The organism is Bacillus sp. LSHTCR4 (assembly GCF_057197025.1).
In genome coordinates, this window is sequence record NZ_JBXUNO010000002.1 from 705,058 (window position 1) to 721,364 (window position 16,307).

General features: G+C 36.6%; 19 protein-coding genes, 1 riboswitch and 1 other annotated feature. Of the genes, 12 read left to right on the forward strand and 7 right to left on the reverse strand.

The window, feature by feature from the left end; genetic code table 11:
• The coding region (locus tag AC2CGR_RS17425) for an LPXTG cell wall anchor domain-containing protein (protein ID WP_484481028.1) at positions 1-333 on the forward strand (333 nt) is incomplete at its 5' end.
• Positions 334-382: 49 nt separating this feature from the next.
• Here the strand turns inward: AC2CGR_RS17425 and nhaC are convergent.
• Complete coding sequence (nhaC, locus tag AC2CGR_RS17430) at positions 383-1,756, reverse strand: Na+/H+ antiporter NhaC (RefSeq protein ID WP_131100703.1); 1,374 nt, start codon at positions 1,754-1,756, stop codon at positions 383-385.
• Positions 1,757-2,033: 277 nt separating this feature from the next.
• Positions 2,034-2,254: a binding site (T-box leader), on the reverse strand.
• Between the two features lie 140 nt (positions 2,255-2,394).
• Here nhaC and AC2CGR_RS17435 point away from each other — a divergent pair.
• The 8 genes from AC2CGR_RS17435 to AC2CGR_RS17470 all read left to right on the forward strand — a co-directional run bounded on the left by AC2CGR_RS17435 (position 2,395) and on the right by AC2CGR_RS17470 (position 9,156).
• Entirely contained in the window at positions 2,395-2,751 is a 357-nt protein-coding gene (locus tag AC2CGR_RS17435; RefSeq protein ID WP_131100701.1) for a hypothetical protein, read from the forward strand.
• Between the two features lie 122 nt (positions 2,752-2,873).
• Positions 2,874-4,262 carry an adenosylmethionine--8-amino-7-oxononanoate transaminase gene (gene bioA, locus AC2CGR_RS17440; RefSeq protein WP_087966116.1) on the forward strand — a complete coding sequence of 463 codons (1,389 nt, stop codon included), beginning with the start codon at positions 2,874-2,876 and terminating at the stop codon, positions 4,260-4,262.
• Positions 4,262-4,990: an ATP-dependent dethiobiotin synthetase BioD gene (gene bioD, locus AC2CGR_RS17445; RefSeq protein WP_484481029.1), complete on the forward strand. Its 729-nt coding sequence runs from the start codon at positions 4,262-4,264 to the stop codon at positions 4,988-4,990. The genes bioA and bioD overlap by 1 nt, the downstream gene beginning before the upstream one ends.
• Complete coding sequence (bioF, locus tag AC2CGR_RS17450) at positions 4,956-6,143, forward strand: 8-amino-7-oxononanoate synthase (RefSeq protein ID WP_484481030.1); 1,188 nt, start codon at positions 4,956-4,958, stop codon at positions 6,141-6,143. The genes bioD and bioF overlap by 35 nt, the downstream gene beginning before the upstream one ends.
• Entirely contained in the window at positions 6,140-6,880 is a 741-nt protein-coding gene (locus tag AC2CGR_RS17455; protein WP_087966122.1) for an alpha/beta fold hydrolase, read from the forward strand. The genes bioF and AC2CGR_RS17455 overlap by 4 nt, the downstream gene beginning before the upstream one ends.
• Positions 6,846-7,655, forward strand: a complete 810-nt coding sequence (gene bioC / locus AC2CGR_RS17460; RefSeq protein WP_087966123.1) for a malonyl-ACP O-methyltransferase BioC — start codon at positions 6,846-6,848, stop codon at positions 7,653-7,655. The genes AC2CGR_RS17455 and bioC overlap by 35 nt, the downstream gene beginning before the upstream one ends.
• A gap of 1 nt (position 7,656) precedes the next feature.
• Positions 7,657-8,655 carry a biotin synthase gene (gene bioB / locus AC2CGR_RS17465; RefSeq protein WP_087966125.1) on the forward strand — a complete coding sequence of 333 codons (999 nt, stop codon included), beginning with the start codon at positions 7,657-7,659 and terminating at the stop codon, positions 8,653-8,655.
• A gap of 180 nt (positions 8,656-8,835) precedes the next feature.
• Positions 8,836-9,156, forward strand: a complete 321-nt coding sequence (locus tag AC2CGR_RS17470) for a hypothetical protein (RefSeq protein ID WP_000549778.1) — start codon at positions 8,836-8,838, stop codon at positions 9,154-9,156.
• A 25-nt stretch (positions 9,157-9,181) separates the two neighbouring features.
• Here AC2CGR_RS17470 and ribH read toward each other — a convergent pair whose 3' ends face one another.
• The 5 genes from ribH to AC2CGR_RS17495 form a co-directional block, all read right to left on the reverse strand.
• Positions 9,182-9,643 (reverse strand): 6,7-dimethyl-8-ribityllumazine synthase, encoded by a 462-nt coding sequence (gene ribH / locus AC2CGR_RS17475; protein WP_029439843.1) that lies wholly within the window; start codon positions 9,641-9,643, stop codon positions 9,182-9,184.
• A gap of 18 nt (positions 9,644-9,661) precedes the next feature.
• A complete protein-coding gene (ribBA, locus tag AC2CGR_RS17480) occupies positions 9,662-10,855 on the reverse strand; it encodes a bifunctional 3,4-dihydroxy-2-butanone 4-phosphate synthase/GTP cyclohydrolase II (RefSeq protein ID WP_087966128.1) in 1,194 nt (397 codons plus the stop codon).
• 12 nt (positions 10,856-10,867) lie between these two features.
• Positions 10,868-11,512, reverse strand: coding sequence for a riboflavin synthase subunit alpha (ribE, locus tag AC2CGR_RS17485; protein ID WP_087966131.1), 645 nt, complete (start codon positions 11,510-11,512; stop codon positions 10,868-10,870).
• Positions 11,494-12,606: a bifunctional diaminohydroxyphosphoribosylaminopyrimidine deaminase/5-amino-6-(5-phosphoribosylamino)uracil reductase RibD gene (gene ribD, locus AC2CGR_RS17490; protein ID WP_087966133.1), complete on the reverse strand. Its 1,113-nt coding sequence runs from the start codon at positions 12,604-12,606 to the stop codon at positions 11,494-11,496. Before ribD ends, ribE begins: the two co-directional genes overlap by 19 nt.
• Before the next feature lie 308 nt (positions 12,607-12,914).
• Positions 12,915-13,058: riboswitch (FMN riboswitch) on the reverse strand.
• A 190-nt stretch (positions 13,059-13,248) separates the two neighbouring features.
• Complete coding sequence (locus tag AC2CGR_RS17495) at positions 13,249-13,455, reverse strand: CDGSH iron-sulfur domain-containing protein (RefSeq protein ID WP_001151582.1); 207 nt, start codon at positions 13,453-13,455, stop codon at positions 13,249-13,251.
• Between the two features lie 139 nt (positions 13,456-13,594).
• Here AC2CGR_RS17495 and AC2CGR_RS17500 point away from each other — a divergent pair, with 139 nt between their 5' ends.
• Positions 13,595-13,840, forward strand: coding sequence for a DUF2552 family protein (locus AC2CGR_RS17500; RefSeq protein WP_000360810.1), 246 nt, complete (start codon positions 13,595-13,597; stop codon positions 13,838-13,840).
• 10 nt (positions 13,841-13,850) lie between these two features.
• On the opposite strand, the gene AC2CGR_RS17505 is transcribed toward AC2CGR_RS17500, so the two are convergent.
• Complete coding sequence (locus tag AC2CGR_RS17505; protein WP_029439839.1) at positions 13,851-14,774, reverse strand: alpha/beta hydrolase; 924 nt, start codon at positions 14,772-14,774, stop codon at positions 13,851-13,853.
• An 81-nt stretch (positions 14,775-14,855) separates the two neighbouring features.
• Between AC2CGR_RS17505 and AC2CGR_RS17510 the strand changes: the two genes are divergently transcribed.
• Both AC2CGR_RS17510 and AC2CGR_RS17515 read left to right on the forward strand, forming a co-directional pair.
• Positions 14,856-15,338: a GNAT family N-acetyltransferase gene (locus tag AC2CGR_RS17510; protein ID WP_087966137.1), complete on the forward strand. Its 483-nt coding sequence runs from the start codon at positions 14,856-14,858 to the stop codon at positions 15,336-15,338.
• A gap of 99 nt (positions 15,339-15,437) precedes the next feature.
• Positions 15,438-16,301, forward strand: a complete 864-nt coding sequence (locus AC2CGR_RS17515; RefSeq protein ID WP_087966138.1) for a LacI family DNA-binding transcriptional regulator — start codon at positions 15,438-15,440, stop codon at positions 16,299-16,301.
• The last annotated feature ends 6 nt before the right edge of the window (positions 16,302-16,307 follow it).

Sequence of the window (16,307 nt, forward strand, 5' to 3'; positions counted from 1 at the left end):
CCAACAGGTGAAGGAAATAATGGAGGAAATCCAACAACACCACCAACAGGTGAAGGAAATAATGGAGGAAATCCAACGACACCACCAACAGGTGAAGGAAATAATGGAGGAAATCCAACAACACCGTCAACAGATGAAGGTAATAATGCTGGATCTGGACAAACTACAACAGATAATCAAAACTCAAAAGAAACAACAACTGTAAGTGAGAACAAAGAAGAACGTGATTTACCGAAAACAGGTACAAGTGTTGCTTCTACAATTGGAGCTGGGTTGGCGTTTATTGGAGCTGGATTCCTTCTGTTATTTAGAAGAAAAAAAGCAAATAAATAATCGAGAAATATAAAAAGGATTACCGGTTAAGGTAATCCTTTTTCGTATATTATGAAATTGTTACTGCTTTTTCTTTCTTCCATGACAGGCCAAATCCAGTGAAACCAACAATAATTGTTACGACTGGACAAGCTAAGCAGAAGATTGCGAATGGAACGTAATCAAATGTCGGAACACCAAGGACGTTCGATAAGAATACGCCACTTACTCCCCATGGTACGAGCGGGTTAATAACTGTACCTGCATCTTCTAGTACTCGTGATAAATTACGACGTTCTAAACCAACTTCATCGTATTTATTAGCAAATGCTTGTCCTGTTAAAACGATGGATAAGTACTGCTCACCAAGTAAAAAGTTTACACCGATTGCAGTTGAAGCAGTAGAAATAATTAAGCGTGTGCTATTTTTTACGAAGCTAGAGATGATATTCATTAGCTGCGTGATAATACCCATTCCTTGTAATAATCCTCCCATACAAAGAGCTAGGAAGATAAGAGCGATCGACATCATCATACTTTGCAGGCCACCACGAGATAATAAGCTATCAATATCTTTTATACCAGTTTTAGAAACGTAACCGTCTTGCATAATTTTCATTAAATCAGTTAAAGAAGTACTAGGTTTAAATATAAAGAGAATAATGATTCCTACTATAATTCCAGCAAGCAATGTTGGAACTGCTGGAACTTTTTTAAATGCGAATAGGAACAGTAATAAAATAGGAATAAGTGTAACGATAGAAATCGTTGCATGTTTCTCTAATGTGCTAATAAAGTTTGTGAAGTCAACCTCTCCACTAGTGCCGCTTCCTAAAATGAAAAATGCGATAAAAGCAATAATGAAAGCTGGAATTGTTGTCCAAAGCATGTTACGAATATGCTCAAATAAATCTACACCCGTTACAGCTGGCGCTAAGTTTGTTGTATCAGATAAAGGAGACATTTTATCTCCAAAGAATGCACCCGAAATAATTGCACCAGCGATTAGAGCCGGATCGTATCCGAGAGCACTACCCATGCCCATAAAGGCAAGTCCTACAGTTGCGGCAGTTGTAAAGGCACTACCGATACTTGTTCCAACAATTGCACAAACAACAAAAACAGTTGGAATGAAAATTTTTGGAGATACAAGCTGGAAGCCGTATACCATTAAAGTTGGAATTGTTCCAGCAGCGATCCAAACACTAATTAATACGCCTACAAGTAAGAAAATAAAAATAGACGGAATACCAGCTGAAATACTACTTATCATTCCTTTTTCCATAGTAGACCAATCAATTTTTTTCATAAATCCAAATGCTAATAAAAGAACGATGCCAAATAAAATCGGGATGTGTGGTGAAACTTCTAATTTGATAACACTAAAGCCAATGCAGAAAAAGATAAAAATTGTTAAAAGAACAGATTCAATTTTTGAAACCATTGTTTTCCCCTCCTAAGTAATCTAAAATAGCTCTTTTTTATATAAAATTCGCCAATATTGTTTATTTCCTTCTAAAATTTAGAATTTTGTGACAAATTACCGGTAATTGTCCATATCTCAATATAATGCGGAAATGATTGGATAAAAAAACGTCCCTGCATATAATTATGCAGGGACGAAGAAATCGCGGTACCACCCTAGCTTGTGAAATGAATGTATCACAAAATAAAGGGTCGTATGATATGCGTTAATAAAATAAAAACGCCCCTGCAATATATGCAGGGACGAAAAATTCGCGGTACCACCCTAAATTGTGAAACAGTTTCGTTTCACCACTCTTTAGACATAACGGTCTATAACCGTCTTTCACTACTCCTTACGTTTCGTAAAAGAAGCTCCAGGGGGTAATTCATAATTCGCTCTGTACTGGTTCGCACCGACCACCAGCTCTCTGAAATCAGAAATCGAAATACTACTAAATCCTATCAACGCCGATTCATATGATGTTAGTTAAATTTTTATCATATATTCATCATACATGTCAATAAAAATATGTGATATTTTTTTAGGGAAATAAAGGAGATAGGTTTTAAGACTGAAAAATGTGCGTTATAATGAATTCGAAAGGGGAGGAAAGAGTGAAGAAAAAAATAATTCTTTTTACCACCTTACTAGTCATTGGCGGAAGTGCTGGCATTTACACAGCTTTTGCAGCTGAATCAGAGCAAGCGAAGCAAAAGCAAATACAGCAGTCAGAAGTGAAGAAAGCGAAAGAAGCTGAAGAGAAGAAGTCGATGGAGAAAGCAGCTACGAAACTAGGGGTTTCTACTGATGGAAAAACAAAAGAAGAAATTACGAAAGAAGTAAATAAGGCTAGATTTGAGCAGCATCATGATTTATTAATTGAGCATGCGAAGCAACTTGGAATTGATACAGAAGGAAAAAAGGATGAAGAGATTATTTTAGAAATCGGAAAGATACAACATGGAAAGTAGAGCAACTTATCGTATGATAGGTTGTTCTTTTTTAAGAACTACTTAATTTAAAAATAATTGACAGTCATTTAGATTTAATGTTAACTATATTTATAAACTAGTTAACATTAGGGGTGACAATTGTGACTTTTAGCAAGAGTACGACTGACAAACCATCTTATACATATGAAGAGTTATCAGAAAAAAATAAAGCCTATGTATGGCACCCATTTACACAAATGAAGGATTATTTAGAAGAAGATCCTGTCATTATTGAACGTGGAGAGGGAAGAAAGCTATACGATGTAAATGGAAATGAATATTGGGACGGTGTTTCGTCTATTTGGTTAAATGTTCATGGGCATCAAGTGCCAGAACTAGATGAGGCGATTCGTGAGCAATTAAATAAAATTGCCCATTCTACTATGTTAGGGCTTGCTAACGTTCCATCTATTTTATTAGCCGAAAAAATAATTGAAGTTGTGCCAGAAGGTTTGAAAAAAGTATTCTATTCGGACTCCGGTTCTAGCGCTGTTGAAATTGCAATTAAGATGGCCTTTCAATATTGGCAGCATAAAGGAAAACCGAAGAAACAAAGATTTGTTACATTAAAAGAAGCGTATCACGGTGATACAATTGGAGCTGTTTCAGTAGGAGCAATAGACTTGTTTCACCAAGTGTATAGTTCACTTTTATTTGAGGCAATTAAAATGCCTTATCCATATACATATCGTTCTCCTTATGGAAATGATAAGGCCGAAATTGTAAAAAAACATTTAGAAGAAATGGAAGAGCTGCTGAAAGATAAACATGAAGAAATTGCGGCGATTATTGTAGAACCTTTAATGCAAGGTGCTGGCGGTATGATTACAATGCCAAAAGGATACTTAAGAGGGCTACGTAATTTATGTACAAAATATAATGTTTTATTTATTACAGATGAGGTAGCGACTGGGTTTGGGCGTACTGGGAAAATGTTTGCATGTGAACATGAAAATGTAACGCCGGATATTTTGACAGCCGGAAAAGGTTTAACGGGCGGATATTTACCAGTTGCAATCACCGTAACGACAGATGAAATTTATAATGCCTTTTTAGGAGGCTATGAAGAACAAAAAACGTTTTTCCACGGTCATAGTTATACAGGGAATCCGTTAGGGTGTGCGGTAGCAATTGCGAATCTAGAATTATACGAGAAAACAAATTTAATAGAAGAAGTGGCACGAAAAACAGAATATGTTGCGACGCAATTAGAATCGCTCTTTGCATATAAACATGTAGGGGATATTCGTCAGTGCGGGTTAATGGTTGGAATTGAGCTTGTGAAGAATAAGGAAACGAAAGAAGCGTTTGAATGGACAGAGAGAGTCGGTGTTCAAGTATGTAAACGCTCAAGAGAGCTGGGTATGATTATACGACCGCTCGGTAATACAATTGTATTTATGCCTCCTCTTGCTTCTACAATTGATGAGATTGACGATATGTTACGTATTTTATATAAAGCAATCTCGGATGTTACGGAGGGAGAATAATGAGCGGTTTTTTTATAACAGCAACGGATACAGAAGTGGGGAAAACTGTAGTTGCAGGTGCATTAGCAGGTGTATTTAGAGAATTAGGATATAACGTAGGGGTATATAAACCATTGCAAAGTGGACATGTTGCATCAAATCCAGAGGGAGATGCAGCAAGGCTAAAAGTATTATCAGGTGTATCAACAAAAGAAGATGAAATCTGCCCTTATTCTATCGAAGAACCGCTTGCTCCGAGACTTGCCATGAAAAGAGCTGGAAGGACAGTCACGTTAAAAGACATTATTCACCACTATAATGAACGAGCGAAAGAGTTTAATAGCCTACTTGTAGAAGGTGCAGGTGGACTAGCTGTTCCATATACAGAAGACGCTTTAGTAATTGATTTTGCAAAAGAATTACAGCTTCCCCTTATTGTAGTAGCACGCCCTACATTAGGAACAGTAAATCATACAGTTTTAACCATTGCTTATGCAAAGGCACATGGCTTAACAGTAGCAGGTGTCATTTTATCTGGCTGCAAAGAATGCGAAATGGAAAGGGTACAAGAAAATAAAGTAATGATTGAAGAGCTGAGCGGGGTACCGGTTTTAGGCTTATTACCATTCTTTGAAGGTGAGTTTACAAAAGAAGTAGTCTTGGAATCTACTAAAGAATATGTAATGATTTCAAAATTAGAGGAGTTCATCCGAAATGAATCAACCGTGGCGCACACATCTTCAAACTAAATTACAACAATTAAATGAGCAAGGGCAGTATCGCAATTTGCATGTAACAGAACAAGCAGCAGAGACATGGCTTATTCGAGATGAGAAAAGGATGCTAAATTTAGCGTCAAATAATTATTTAGGGTTAGCTGGAGATGTGAGGTTAAAAGAAGCTGCTATTACGTGTACAAAAAAATATGGAACTGGTTCGACTGCCTCTCGTCTCGTTGTAGGAAATTATCCATTGTATGAAGAGGTAGAGAGAAGTATATGCAGCTGGAAAGGTACTGAAAGAGCATTAATCGTAAATAGTGGGTATACGGCAAATATAGGTGCCATATCTTCTTTAGCCTCTCGGCACGATATTGTTTTTAGTGATAAGTTAAATCACGCAAGTATTGTTGATGGAATCATATTAAGCGGGGCAGAGCATAAAAGGTATCGTCATAATGATTTGGATCATTTAGAGAAGCTGTTGAAAATGGCTTCGCCTGAAAAGAGGAAATTAATCGTAACAGATACGGTTTTTAGTATGGATGGTGATACTGCGTATTTGAGGGAGTTAGTGCAGCTGAAAGAGAAATATGGGGCAATTATTATAGTGGATGAAGCGCATGCGAGTGGAATATATGGAATTGATGGAGCAGGGTTGTCCCATATAGAAAAAGATCTTTCTCAAAAAATTGATATACATATGGGGACGTTTAGCAAGGCTTTAGGGTGTTATGGTGCGTATTTGACAGGTGATGCAATTTATATAGAGTATTTACAAAACATGATGAGAAGCTTTATTTTTACTACAGCTTTACCACCAAGTACGTTAGGAGCAGTGCAAAAAGCAATTGAAATTGTACAAGAAGATCATAAGAGAAGAGAAAACCTTATAGCAAATGGGGAATACTTCAGAAGCAAATTACGAGACGCTGGATTTAATATAGGGAATAGTTCAACTCATATTGTACCGATTGTAGTCGGTTCAAATGAAAATGCTTTACGGTTTAGCAAAAGGTTACAAGAGGCAGGTATTGCAGCTATTGCAATTCGTCCGCCAACTGTACCGATCAATAGTTCTCGAATTCGCTTTGCAGTTACATCTCAACATACAATAGCTGATTTAAAATGGGCTATTGACCGAATTATCCACATTGCGAAAGAAGAGGAGCTTTTCGTATGAAAGAGCTGAAGATTATTTTTATCCCTGGATGGGGAATGGAAGAAAATATTTGGGATTTAGTACTTCCGCATTTTAAAGAATATCCTGTTCAATGCATTGATTGGCGTAATGTGAAAGAACAAAGTGAGTTTGCGGATCGGATTATAGATATAGCACAGGATGACAATGTAATTTTAGTTGGATGGTCACTAGGAGCGTTAGCGGTAATTCAAGCTTATAAAAAAATTAAGGCAAAGGGTATCGTACTAATTGGTGGCACTGCTAAATTTACAAATGCAAGTGACTATAGTAATGGATGGAATGCTTTGCATGTAGAACGGCTGAAAAAGAATGTGGCGAGAAAGAAAGAAGATACGCTCAAGCGGTTTTATGAAAATATGTTTACGAAAAATGAGCTGAAAGAGAATAAAAGGTTTGAAGATATGATAAAACGTTTTAAAGGTGATTCTATTCAGTCTTTACTATTAGGTTTGGATTATTTAATAGAAACAGATATGAGAGAAGAATTGAAAGAAGTTAAAGTCCCTATACTACTTATTCATGGGGAGCGGGATGTAATATGTCCATTATCTGCAGCGCGTAGTATGGCTGTGAATGAGACTGCCATGCTTAAGGTAGTAAGTGAGGCTGGACACGCATTATGTGTAACGAATTTTGAATATTGTGTAAATGAGATAATTCAATTTGTAGAGGGGATACGACATGATCAACAAAACGTTACTACAAAAACGGTTTAACGTGGCAGCTGTATCCTACGATCAATATGCAAATGTACAAAAAAAGATGGCACATTCATTACTTTCTACATTGAATCGGCGATATAGTGCAAATTCATCGATACGTATTTTAGAACTTGGATGCGGGACAGGATATGTTACAGAGCAATTATCAAACCTATTTCCGAAGGCACATATTACAGCCATTGATTTTGCTGAAAGTATGATTGAGGTTGCGAAAACTAGACAAAATGTGAAAAATGTAATGTTTCATTGTGAGGATATCGAAAGGTTACGACTAGAGGAAACATATGATGTCATTATTTCGAATGCCACATTTCAATGGCTAAATGATTTAAAAAAAGTGATAAGAAATTTATTTCATCATTTGTCTATAGATGGGATATTACTCTTTTCAACATTTGGACAGGAAACATTTCAAGAATTGCATGCTTCGTTCCAGCGAGCGAAAGAAGAAAAAAATATACAAAATGAAACATCGATTGGGCAACGTTTTTATTCGAAAAATCAGTTGCGCCATATATGTGAGATAGAAACAGGGGATGTGCATGTTTCTGAAACGTGTTACATAGAGAGATTTACAGAAGTTAAGGAGTTTCTACATTCTATTCGAAAAGTAGGAGCGACCAATAGTAATGAAGAATCCTATTGTCAAAGTCCCTCACTCTTTCGTGCGATGCTGCGCATATACGAAAGAGACTTCACGGAAAATGAAGGGATAATGGCGACGTATCACGCTTTATTTATGCATATAACAAAAGAGGGGAAGAGATGAAATGAAACAAGTACAAATAAAAAGGGATTGGAAAAAACTTGCATATGACGTAGTAGAAGAGAAAATGATTACGAAAGAGGATGCAATAGCGATATTAGAAGCTGATGAGACAGAAGTTTTAGAAATTATGAATGCTGCTTACATCATTCGCCATCATTACTTTGGTAAGAAAGTAAAATTAAATATGATTATTAATACGAAATCTGGCTTATGTCCTGAAGATTGCGGATATTGTTCACAGTCGATTATTTCAGAAGCACCAATTGATAAATATGCATGGCTAACGCAGGAAAAGATTGTAGAAGGAGCACACGAAGCAATTCGTCGTAAAGCGGGTACATATTGTATTGTAGCATCTGGTCGTCGCCCGACAGATAAAGAGGTGAATCACGTAATTGGAGCAGTTAAGGAGATTCGTGAAACGACAGATCTGAAGATTTGTTGTTGTTTAGGTTTCCTAAACGAAGATCAAGCAGGACGTTTAGCAGAAGCTGGTGTACATCGTTATAACCACAACTTAAATACACATGCGAATAATTACGAAAGCATTTGCTCCACTCATACGTATGACGATCGTGTTGATACAGTTCAAAAAGCGAAACAAGCGGGTATTTCACCATGCTCTGGGGCAATTTTTGGAATGGGGGAAACAATAGAGGAGCGTGCTGAAATCGCATTCGAATTACAACGTATAGATGCAGATTCAATTCCATGTAATTTCCTTGTTGCTGTAAAGGGTACGCCACTTGAAGGACAAAAGGAGCTAACACCAGTAGAATGTTTAAAAGTGCTGGCGATGATGCGCTTTGTAAACCCAATGAAAGAAATTCGTATTTCAGGAGGACGCGAAATCAATTTACGTTCTGTACAGCCAATTGGTTTATTTGCAGCAAACTCTATTTTTGTTGGAGACTACTTAACGACAGCTGGACAAGAACCGACTGCAGACTGGGGTATGATTGAAGATTTAGGATTTGAGATTGAAGAGTGTGCACTATAAGATAGAAAAAAGCAAGCTTGTAAAAGAGTTTGCTTTTTTTGTAAATAAAATGTAATAAATAGTTGTGAACGTTTGATACTAGTGGATTTTGAGTGGAAAAAAGAATTTTGGTGGACGAATTTTCCAAGCACCAATTGTACATAGTAAATATGTAATTTATATTGGGTTGGAGGATTTTACATGCACAAATATATATTAGCGATTATGACTTGTCTCATTTTACTAAAAGCAATAAGTGCTGATCCAGTTAAGGCCGCCGAAAATCCTGAACAAAAAGAGATGCAACAACGAATTGAACAACATTTTCGAACAAAAGCTGAACATTTTGGATTGAAAACAGAAGGGAAAGATTTAAAGGAAGTACGAAAAGAAATTACTATTATAGAAGAAGCGAAGAAAAGAGAGAATGTATGGAGAACAGCACAAACGCTTCGTATACAAACAGAAGGAAAAACAATGGATGAATTAATAAAAGATGTACGGAAAAAAGTGAAGAAATAAAAAAAAGAGGCCGCAGCCTCTTTTTTTATGCCCATTGTTTTGATAAGTGAGCCATTTCAATCGCAGCAACGGCAGATTCATAGCCTTTATTACCAGCTTTCGTGCCCGCGCGTTCAATCGCTTGCTCGATCGTTTCTGTCGTCAATACACCGAAAATAACTGGGATGTCTGTTTGTAGTGATAAAGATGCAACACCTTTTGCTACTTCATTACAAACGTAATCGTAATGTGTTGTAGCACCGCGAATTACAGTGCCTAACGTAATAACAGCATCATATTTCCCGCTATTAGCCATCTTTTTAGCGATTAAAGGAATTTCAAATGCGCCAGGAACCCAAGCAATATCGATATCAGTTTCTTCTACACCGTGACGCTTTAATCCGTCTAAAGCGCCGCCAAGTAACTTACTTGTAATAAATTCATTAAAACGTCCAACAACAACCCCAACTTTTAATCCTGTACCAACTAAATGACCTTCGAATACCATAATAAATCTCTCCTTTAATTATAAGTTTAGTAAATGTCCTAATTTGTTTACTTTCGTTTGTAAATACGTTTTATTCTCTTCTTTTGCTGGCATTTGCAACGGTACGCGCTCGATTACTTCTAAATCGTAACCTTGTAAGCCAGCAATTTTTCTTGGATTATTCGTTAATAATCGTAAATGTTGTAAACCTAAATCTTTTAATATTTGAGCGCCAATACCGTAATCACGCAAATCAGCAGGGAAGCCAAGCTTTTCATTTGCTTCTACCGTATCGAAGCCTTCTTCTTGTAACTTATAAGCGCGGAGCTTATTAAGAAGCCCAATGCCTCGTCCTTCTTGTCTCATATAAAGAAGAATGCCTTTTCCTTCACGCTCAATTTGAGCAAGTGCAGCATGGAGTTGTGGTCCGCAATCGCAGCGGCACGAGCCAAATACATCTCCTGTTAAGCACTCTGAATGAACGCGTACAAGGACAGGCTCTCCTGTTGAAATATCACCTTTTACGAGTGCGATATGTTCTTTCGTATCTAATGAATTAGAATAGCCAATTGCATGGAAAGTACCGAAATCTGTAGGTAATGTAATTTCCACTTCTCGCGTCACTAATGTTTCATTGTGGCGGCGATAAGCAATTAAATCTTCTATTGTAATCATTTTTATATCAAATTGTTTTGCACACTGTATTAAATCAGGTACGCGTGCCATCGTACCGTCCTCATTAATAATTTCGCAAATGACGCCAGCTGGTTCTGCTCCGCAAAGCTGTGCTAAATCGACAGCAGCTTCTGTATGACCAGCACGGCGCAGGACACCGCCTTCTTTCGCAATTAATGGAAAGATATGTCCAGGACGATTGAAATCAGTACCTTTTGATGCAGGGTTTAACAATTCTTGTATCGTAGTTGCACGTTCGTGCGCGCTAATCCCTGTTGTTGTAGAAACATGATCAATGCTTACTGTAAATGCAGTATGATGCGAATCTGTATTATGAGCTACCATTGGTTCTAATTGTAGACGTTCTGCGTACCCTTCTGTAATTGGTACACAAACAAGGCCACGTCCATGTGTAATCATAAAGTTAATTGTTTCTGGCGTAATATACTCTGCTAAAGCGATAAAATCGCCTTCATTTTCACGGTTTTCATCATCACATACGATCACGACTTTTCCTTGTTTTAAATCTTCTAGAGCTTCTTCAATACGATGAAACATAATGATTCCCCCTTATAGAAATCCGTTTTCTTGTAAAAAGTTTTCGGTCATTGAACCTGTTCGTTTTACTGGTTTAGAAATAAAGCGTTCGATATATTTACCAATCATGTCACACTCAATGTTTACGATGTCACCGGCATTCTTTTCTCCGATAACAGATTCACTTACTGTGTGCGGGATGAGTGAAATTGTAATGGAAGATTTGTCTATATCAAATATTGTTAAACTCGTTCCATCAACAGCAACGGACCCTTTATGCAAACAATAGCGTAGCAATTCATCAGAAATAGCTATTTTGTAATAGACGGCATTATAGTGTTGTTTTTTGTTTAATATCGTTCCGATGCCATCGATATGTCCTGAAACGAAATGTCCACCGAATCGTCCGTTTGCAGCCATTGCTCGCTCTAAATTTACTTTAGAGTGTGATTTGAGCAGGCGAAGTGATGTTGATTGCATCGTTTCGGGCATTGCATCAACTGTAAATGAAGTAGGTGTAAAGCTTGTTACAGTTAAGCAAATACCGTTAACCGCGATGCTATCACCTAAGTGAACATCTGATAAAATTTTATTGGCATGAATCGTTAACTTCATCGCTTCGCCGCTTTGTTGCATGTTTGCAATCGTTCCTAATTCTTCTACAATTCCTGTAAACATTTCGTCACCTCACTTCGAGCATTTGCAACGATTTTTATATCATCGCCAATTTGTTTCATCTCTTGAATTTTCAAGGAAAGTGCATCTTGTAATTTTGAAAAACCATTTCCACCAAATAAAGTAGGGGCATTACTTCCACCAATTAATTTGGGACTTATATAAGTTACAATTTCATTGAAATACTTTGTTTGTAAGAAATTTGCATGAACCGTTTGACCACCCTCAACGAAAAGAGATAGGATTTGTTTTTCACCGAGTAGGTCTAAAACATCTTGAATTTCAATTTGTTTCGTTTTCATTTGGAATATAGTTATATTTTCAGATTCATAAGAAGCTATTTTCTCTTTATTTACATCCCTGCCAACCATAATCCATGTGGGTGCTAAAGAATCTGTTATGACATGAGAAGATGGTGGCGTTCGTAAATGGGTATCTAAAATAACGCGTATAGGATTTTGCCCCCCGTTAGGAATTCTTGTTGTTAAATGCGGATTATCAGCTATAACTGTATTTACTCCAACAAGAATTGCATCGTGTGTATGGCGATATTGATGAACATCAGCCCGTGCTTCTTCACCTGTGATCCATTTACTTTCACCAGTTACAGTTGCTGTTTTTCCATCTAAGCTCATCGCTGTTTTTATTGTTACAAATGGGCGTTTCGTTTTCATGTAGTGAAAAAAGTAACGATTTAATAAAACCGCTTCTGCTTCAAGAACACCGGTAGTTACTTCGATGCCAGCTTCTTCTAATCTTCTTTTTCCATTACCAGAAACGAGAGGATTGCAATCAAGAGTAGCAATTACCACCCGTTTAACTCCTTTTTTTAACAGTAAATCACAGCAAGGTGGTGTTTTTCCAAAATGGCTACATGGTTCAAGTGTTACATACACGGTAGCTCCTTTTGCTTTTTCACCAGCCATATGAAGAGCATGAACTTCGGCGTGTTCTTTACCAGCACGTAAATGGGCTCCCATACCGACGATGTTTCCGTCTTTTACAACAACAGCACCAACCATAGGATTTGGACTTGTTTGCCCGGATGTTCCTCCTGCTAATTGCAGGGCAATCCTCATATATTCTTGATCTGTCATTTTCTTCACCTCTCCTAAAAAATCAAAAAACCCCAAGGATTTTATATCCTTGGGGTTGGGGAGACGTGATTTCTAGAAATATAGTTCGAATACGAAAGTATAGGAAAGAAACCTAACGATGATTGATATTTTGGCATAAGGAAGAAGCCTAGCAAAATATCGAATTTTTCAAACGCTAGTCGTATCTTTTTATTTCAGCATAGAAAGAAAAGTATACAAAATAAAACATATATATAGATTTGAATTGAATCTATAAAAATATGCATACTGAAATAAAAGTGTATTCGCTATATAAAATTACTAGAAAACATATCCTTCTCCCATCCAGACTATACTGTCGGCCCTAGAATTTCACTAGATCCACCGTTTTCGATTTGAAAACGGGTCACGGACTTAGAAGTTTGCACTTCATCACCGCCGGTTGGGAATTTCACCCGACCCCGAAGGATGCTGTTTGCTCAAATTATAGCACAAAAAAAATAAAAGGCTAGTAAAAAGTATTCGAATGTGAAGAATTGTGTGAAAATATATGTAGGCTGGGATGGAGACAAAAGTATTAGAAATGTTGTAAGGAGAAGGGATATAACGGAGTTGCTAAAAAGAAAAAACATGCACAAAAAAATGTGCATGTCACATGTGAAATTATTCTGCCTCTGGTGCTCTAACAACAGATTCGAATTTACCTTTATGCGAAGCATCGCAATAAGGCATATTTTTTGATAAACCACAACGACATAAAGAAAATGCCGGTTTTGCCGGAAATACATTCCCTTGTGAATCGACTAGTTCCACGTCCCCTGTAACGCGAAAAGAGCCATTATCATTTACTTTAATTTGTACTTTTGCCAACGCTATCCCTCCTTCCCAAACGCTTACTTTCATCATATAATCAAGAGAAGTACTTGACAATATCAAAAGAGCACTTTCTTTGGAAGAGAAGAGAGTGTTATAATGTTTTTTATAACTGACTAGAGTAAGGTGACGAAAGATGGATAAACAATTACGTACATTACGAAATATTGCAAATGAGCGCACGTGGGCATCATTTTTGAATGATAATCATCCATATAGTTTGTTACACTGGTCCATTGCTGGTGTAGGACAAGAGTCAAAGGATGTTTGGTTACTGCAAGATGAGGTAACATTTCAAACGACAGAATTTCCAACGCTAGATGATGCAATGCAATGGATTTCTGAAAATATGGAACAAGTTACAGACGTTTTAGCGCAATAAAAAAACAGGCTTATGCAAGCCTGTTTTTTGTTTCTTTTACATATGAGTTTAAAAATTGATCAACGGCTGCTTCATACTCTTCTTTATTTTCGTTATAAGAGCAAGCGTGTGCGCCGTGTTCTGCAATATAAAGTTGTTTATTGTTTTCCTTCGCTTCATATAGTGCTTTCGTCATATCAGCTAAAATATAATCATCATCTTTACTATGAATAAAGAGGACGGGATTGTTAATGTTTTTTATACAATCGATTGGTGAAACTTCACGAATCGTATAACCGTCGCGCACTTTTAAGAAAGCATTGGCTAAAGGTAATAAAGGCCATTTCGGTAAATGGAATTCAACCTTTAAACGATGTTGTAATTGTCCGTAGAAATCAGAAAAAGGACAATCTGCAATATAGAAATCAGCACCATCTTCTACAAGTCCTGCGTACTGAAGAAGTGTTGCAGCTCCCATCGATTCACCATGAATACCGAGTGTTATATTTGTTCCAAAACGACTTTTTAGCCAGTCAACTACGGATTTTAAATCATGCTTTTCATAGTATCCATAGCTTGTCGTTTTTCCCCCAGTCTTACCATGGCGACGATGATCGTAAATAACGACATTATATCCTCTGTTTAAAAATAACCTTGCATATTTTACAGAGTTCATTTTATTTACAGTTACGCCGTGACAGAAAACCATAAATTTGTTGGAATGACCAGCAGGAATGTAATATCCATGAAGATCATATCCGAATTGCGAAGGAATATGAATTTCTTCTTTATGAAGTGCATCAAAATCCTCTATACGAAAATGTTTTTTCGTTTCTCTTTCGAGTACTTCTTCCTCTGTTTTTTTCTTTAAGTACATCACTTTATTTGTAAAGAAAATCCCAAGGGCAGTTATCGCACCTAGTATAGTAAACAATGCTGCAAAAAAACGTTTCATACTTTACCTCATCCTCCAAATACCGTTACATGTGATACACTTATATTGTATCACAATGATAGAAAAGGGGAGAAATAGGAAATGGTGCATATACAAAAAATTACGCCAGCGATGAAAGAAACAATCCGAATGTTCATGTGTGAGAACTGGGGGAGCTCATTGATGGTTTCACGTGGTAAGGGGCATCAGTTAGAAGAGTTGCCAGGATTTGTTGCGCTCTCAGAAGACAGAATAATCGGAATTATAACGTATGAAGTAATCGGAAATACGTGTGAAATTGTATCGTTAGATAGCTTTGAAGAAAGAAAAGGAATAGGGACAAAACTTGTAGATTGTGTATTACAAGTTGCAGAAGAAGAACGGTGCAGACAGGTTTGGCTTATAACAACAAATGATAATATGAATGCGTTACGTTTTTACCAAAAACGTAATTTTGTGATGACGAATTTATATGTGAATGCGGCGGAAGAGGCACGAAAAATAAAGAAAGAAATTCCGCGCATTGGGTATGATAATATCCCGATTTTACATGAGATTCAGTTAGAGTATCGTTTAATAAAATGATGTAACAATTTTCAGAAATATAAGTTATTAATCTTGACGAATATTGTAATTTAGGTTACCGTAAAATTGTAATCTATTACCATATTAAGGGGTGACGATGTGGCAACTATACGTGATGTTGCAAAATTGGCAGGTGTTTCAGTCGCAACCGTTTCACGAGTTATTAATGAAAAAGGATACGTTCATGAGGACACAGTAAAACAAGTAAAGGAAGCAATTGAGGAATTACGTTATAGGCCAAATAGTGCAGCAAAGCCATTATTTAAAGAGAATTCCACAATAATTGCATTACTTGTAGATAATTTATATAACCCATCAAACATCACTTTGCTACATTGTATTGAGGAAATAGCGTATAAAGAAGGATATCAAATCATTGTTTGTAATATAGAGAATAAAGATAGATATATACATATGTTGAAGGAAAATAACGTTGCAGGTGTTATTTTGACAAGGTCCGTTTTTAAAAATATAGGAGAAATTCCACTTCCATTTGTTGTGATTGATGAAAAAAAATCGCATGTAAATTATTATGAAAATGGACAAAGAGCGGTTTCTTTATTAAAAGAAAAAGGCTGTCATTTTCTTGCTTATTTCGATGAGGGAGAAAATAGTGAAGAAATGGAAAATCACATATCAGGATTTTTAGACGCTGTTTGGGAGGAAGGAATCTCTTATCGAGAAGTATGTGTACAAGGGTATACGAATAAACAGTTTATTACATTATTGCAAACTTATCCGTATATAGATGGAATTGTAACTGCAAGTGATAAGGTTACTTTTGAATTAATTCGAGCAGCAAAGAATTTAAATATCCGCATACCGAATAAATTGAAAATTATTGGACTGAACGGGAGTATAGACAGTGAGTGGATAGGGCCGTCATTTATGAAAATTGAAAGTTGTATCGAAGAAAATGGGAAAATAGCGTTGCAACAATTAAAAGGAAAAATAAAAAAGTAAAAGGTG

Coding starts and splice junctions, on each gene's coding strand:
- bioD (WP_484481029.1), top strand. CDS start 4,262: ATGAGCGGTTTTTTTATAACAGCAACGGATACAGAAGTGGGGAAAACT.
- bioC (WP_087966123.1), top strand. CDS start 6,846: ATGATCAACAAAACGTTACTACAAAAACGGTTTAACGTGGCAGCTGTA.
- ribBA (WP_087966128.1), bottom strand. CDS start 10,855: ATGTTTCATCGTATTGAAGAAGCTCTAGAAGATTTAAAACAAGGAAAA.
- nhaC (WP_131100703.1), bottom strand. CDS start 1,756: ATGGTTTCAAAAATTGAATCTGTTCTTTTAACAATTTTTATCTTTTTC.
- AC2CGR_RS17505 (WP_029439839.1), bottom strand. CDS start 14,774: ATGAAACGTTTTTTTGCAGCATTGTTTACTATACTAGGTGCGATAACT.
- AC2CGR_RS17500 (WP_000360810.1), top strand. CDS start 13,595: ATGGATAAACAATTACGTACATTACGAAATATTGCAAATGAGCGCACG.
- bioF (WP_484481030.1), top strand. CDS start 4,956: ATGAATCAACCGTGGCGCACACATCTTCAAACTAAATTACAACAATTA.
- AC2CGR_RS17455 (WP_087966122.1), top strand. CDS start 6,140: ATGAAAGAGCTGAAGATTATTTTTATCCCTGGATGGGGAATGGAAGAA.
- ribH (WP_029439843.1), bottom strand. CDS start 9,643: ATGGTATTCGAAGGTCATTTAGTTGGTACAGGATTAAAAGTTGGGGTT.
- ribE (WP_087966131.1), bottom strand. CDS start 11,512: ATGTTTACAGGAATTGTAGAAGAATTAGGAACGATTGCAAACATGCAA.
- bioB (WP_087966125.1), top strand. CDS start 7,657: ATGAAACAAGTACAAATAAAAAGGGATTGGAAAAAACTTGCATATGAC.
- AC2CGR_RS17510 (WP_087966137.1), top strand. CDS start 14,856: ATGGTGCATATACAAAAAATTACGCCAGCGATGAAAGAAACAATCCGA.
- ribD (WP_087966133.1), bottom strand. CDS start 12,606: ATGACAGATCAAGAATATATGAGGATTGCCCTGCAATTAGCAGGAGGA.
- AC2CGR_RS17470 (WP_000549778.1), top strand. CDS start 8,836: ATGCACAAATATATATTAGCGATTATGACTTGTCTCATTTTACTAAAA.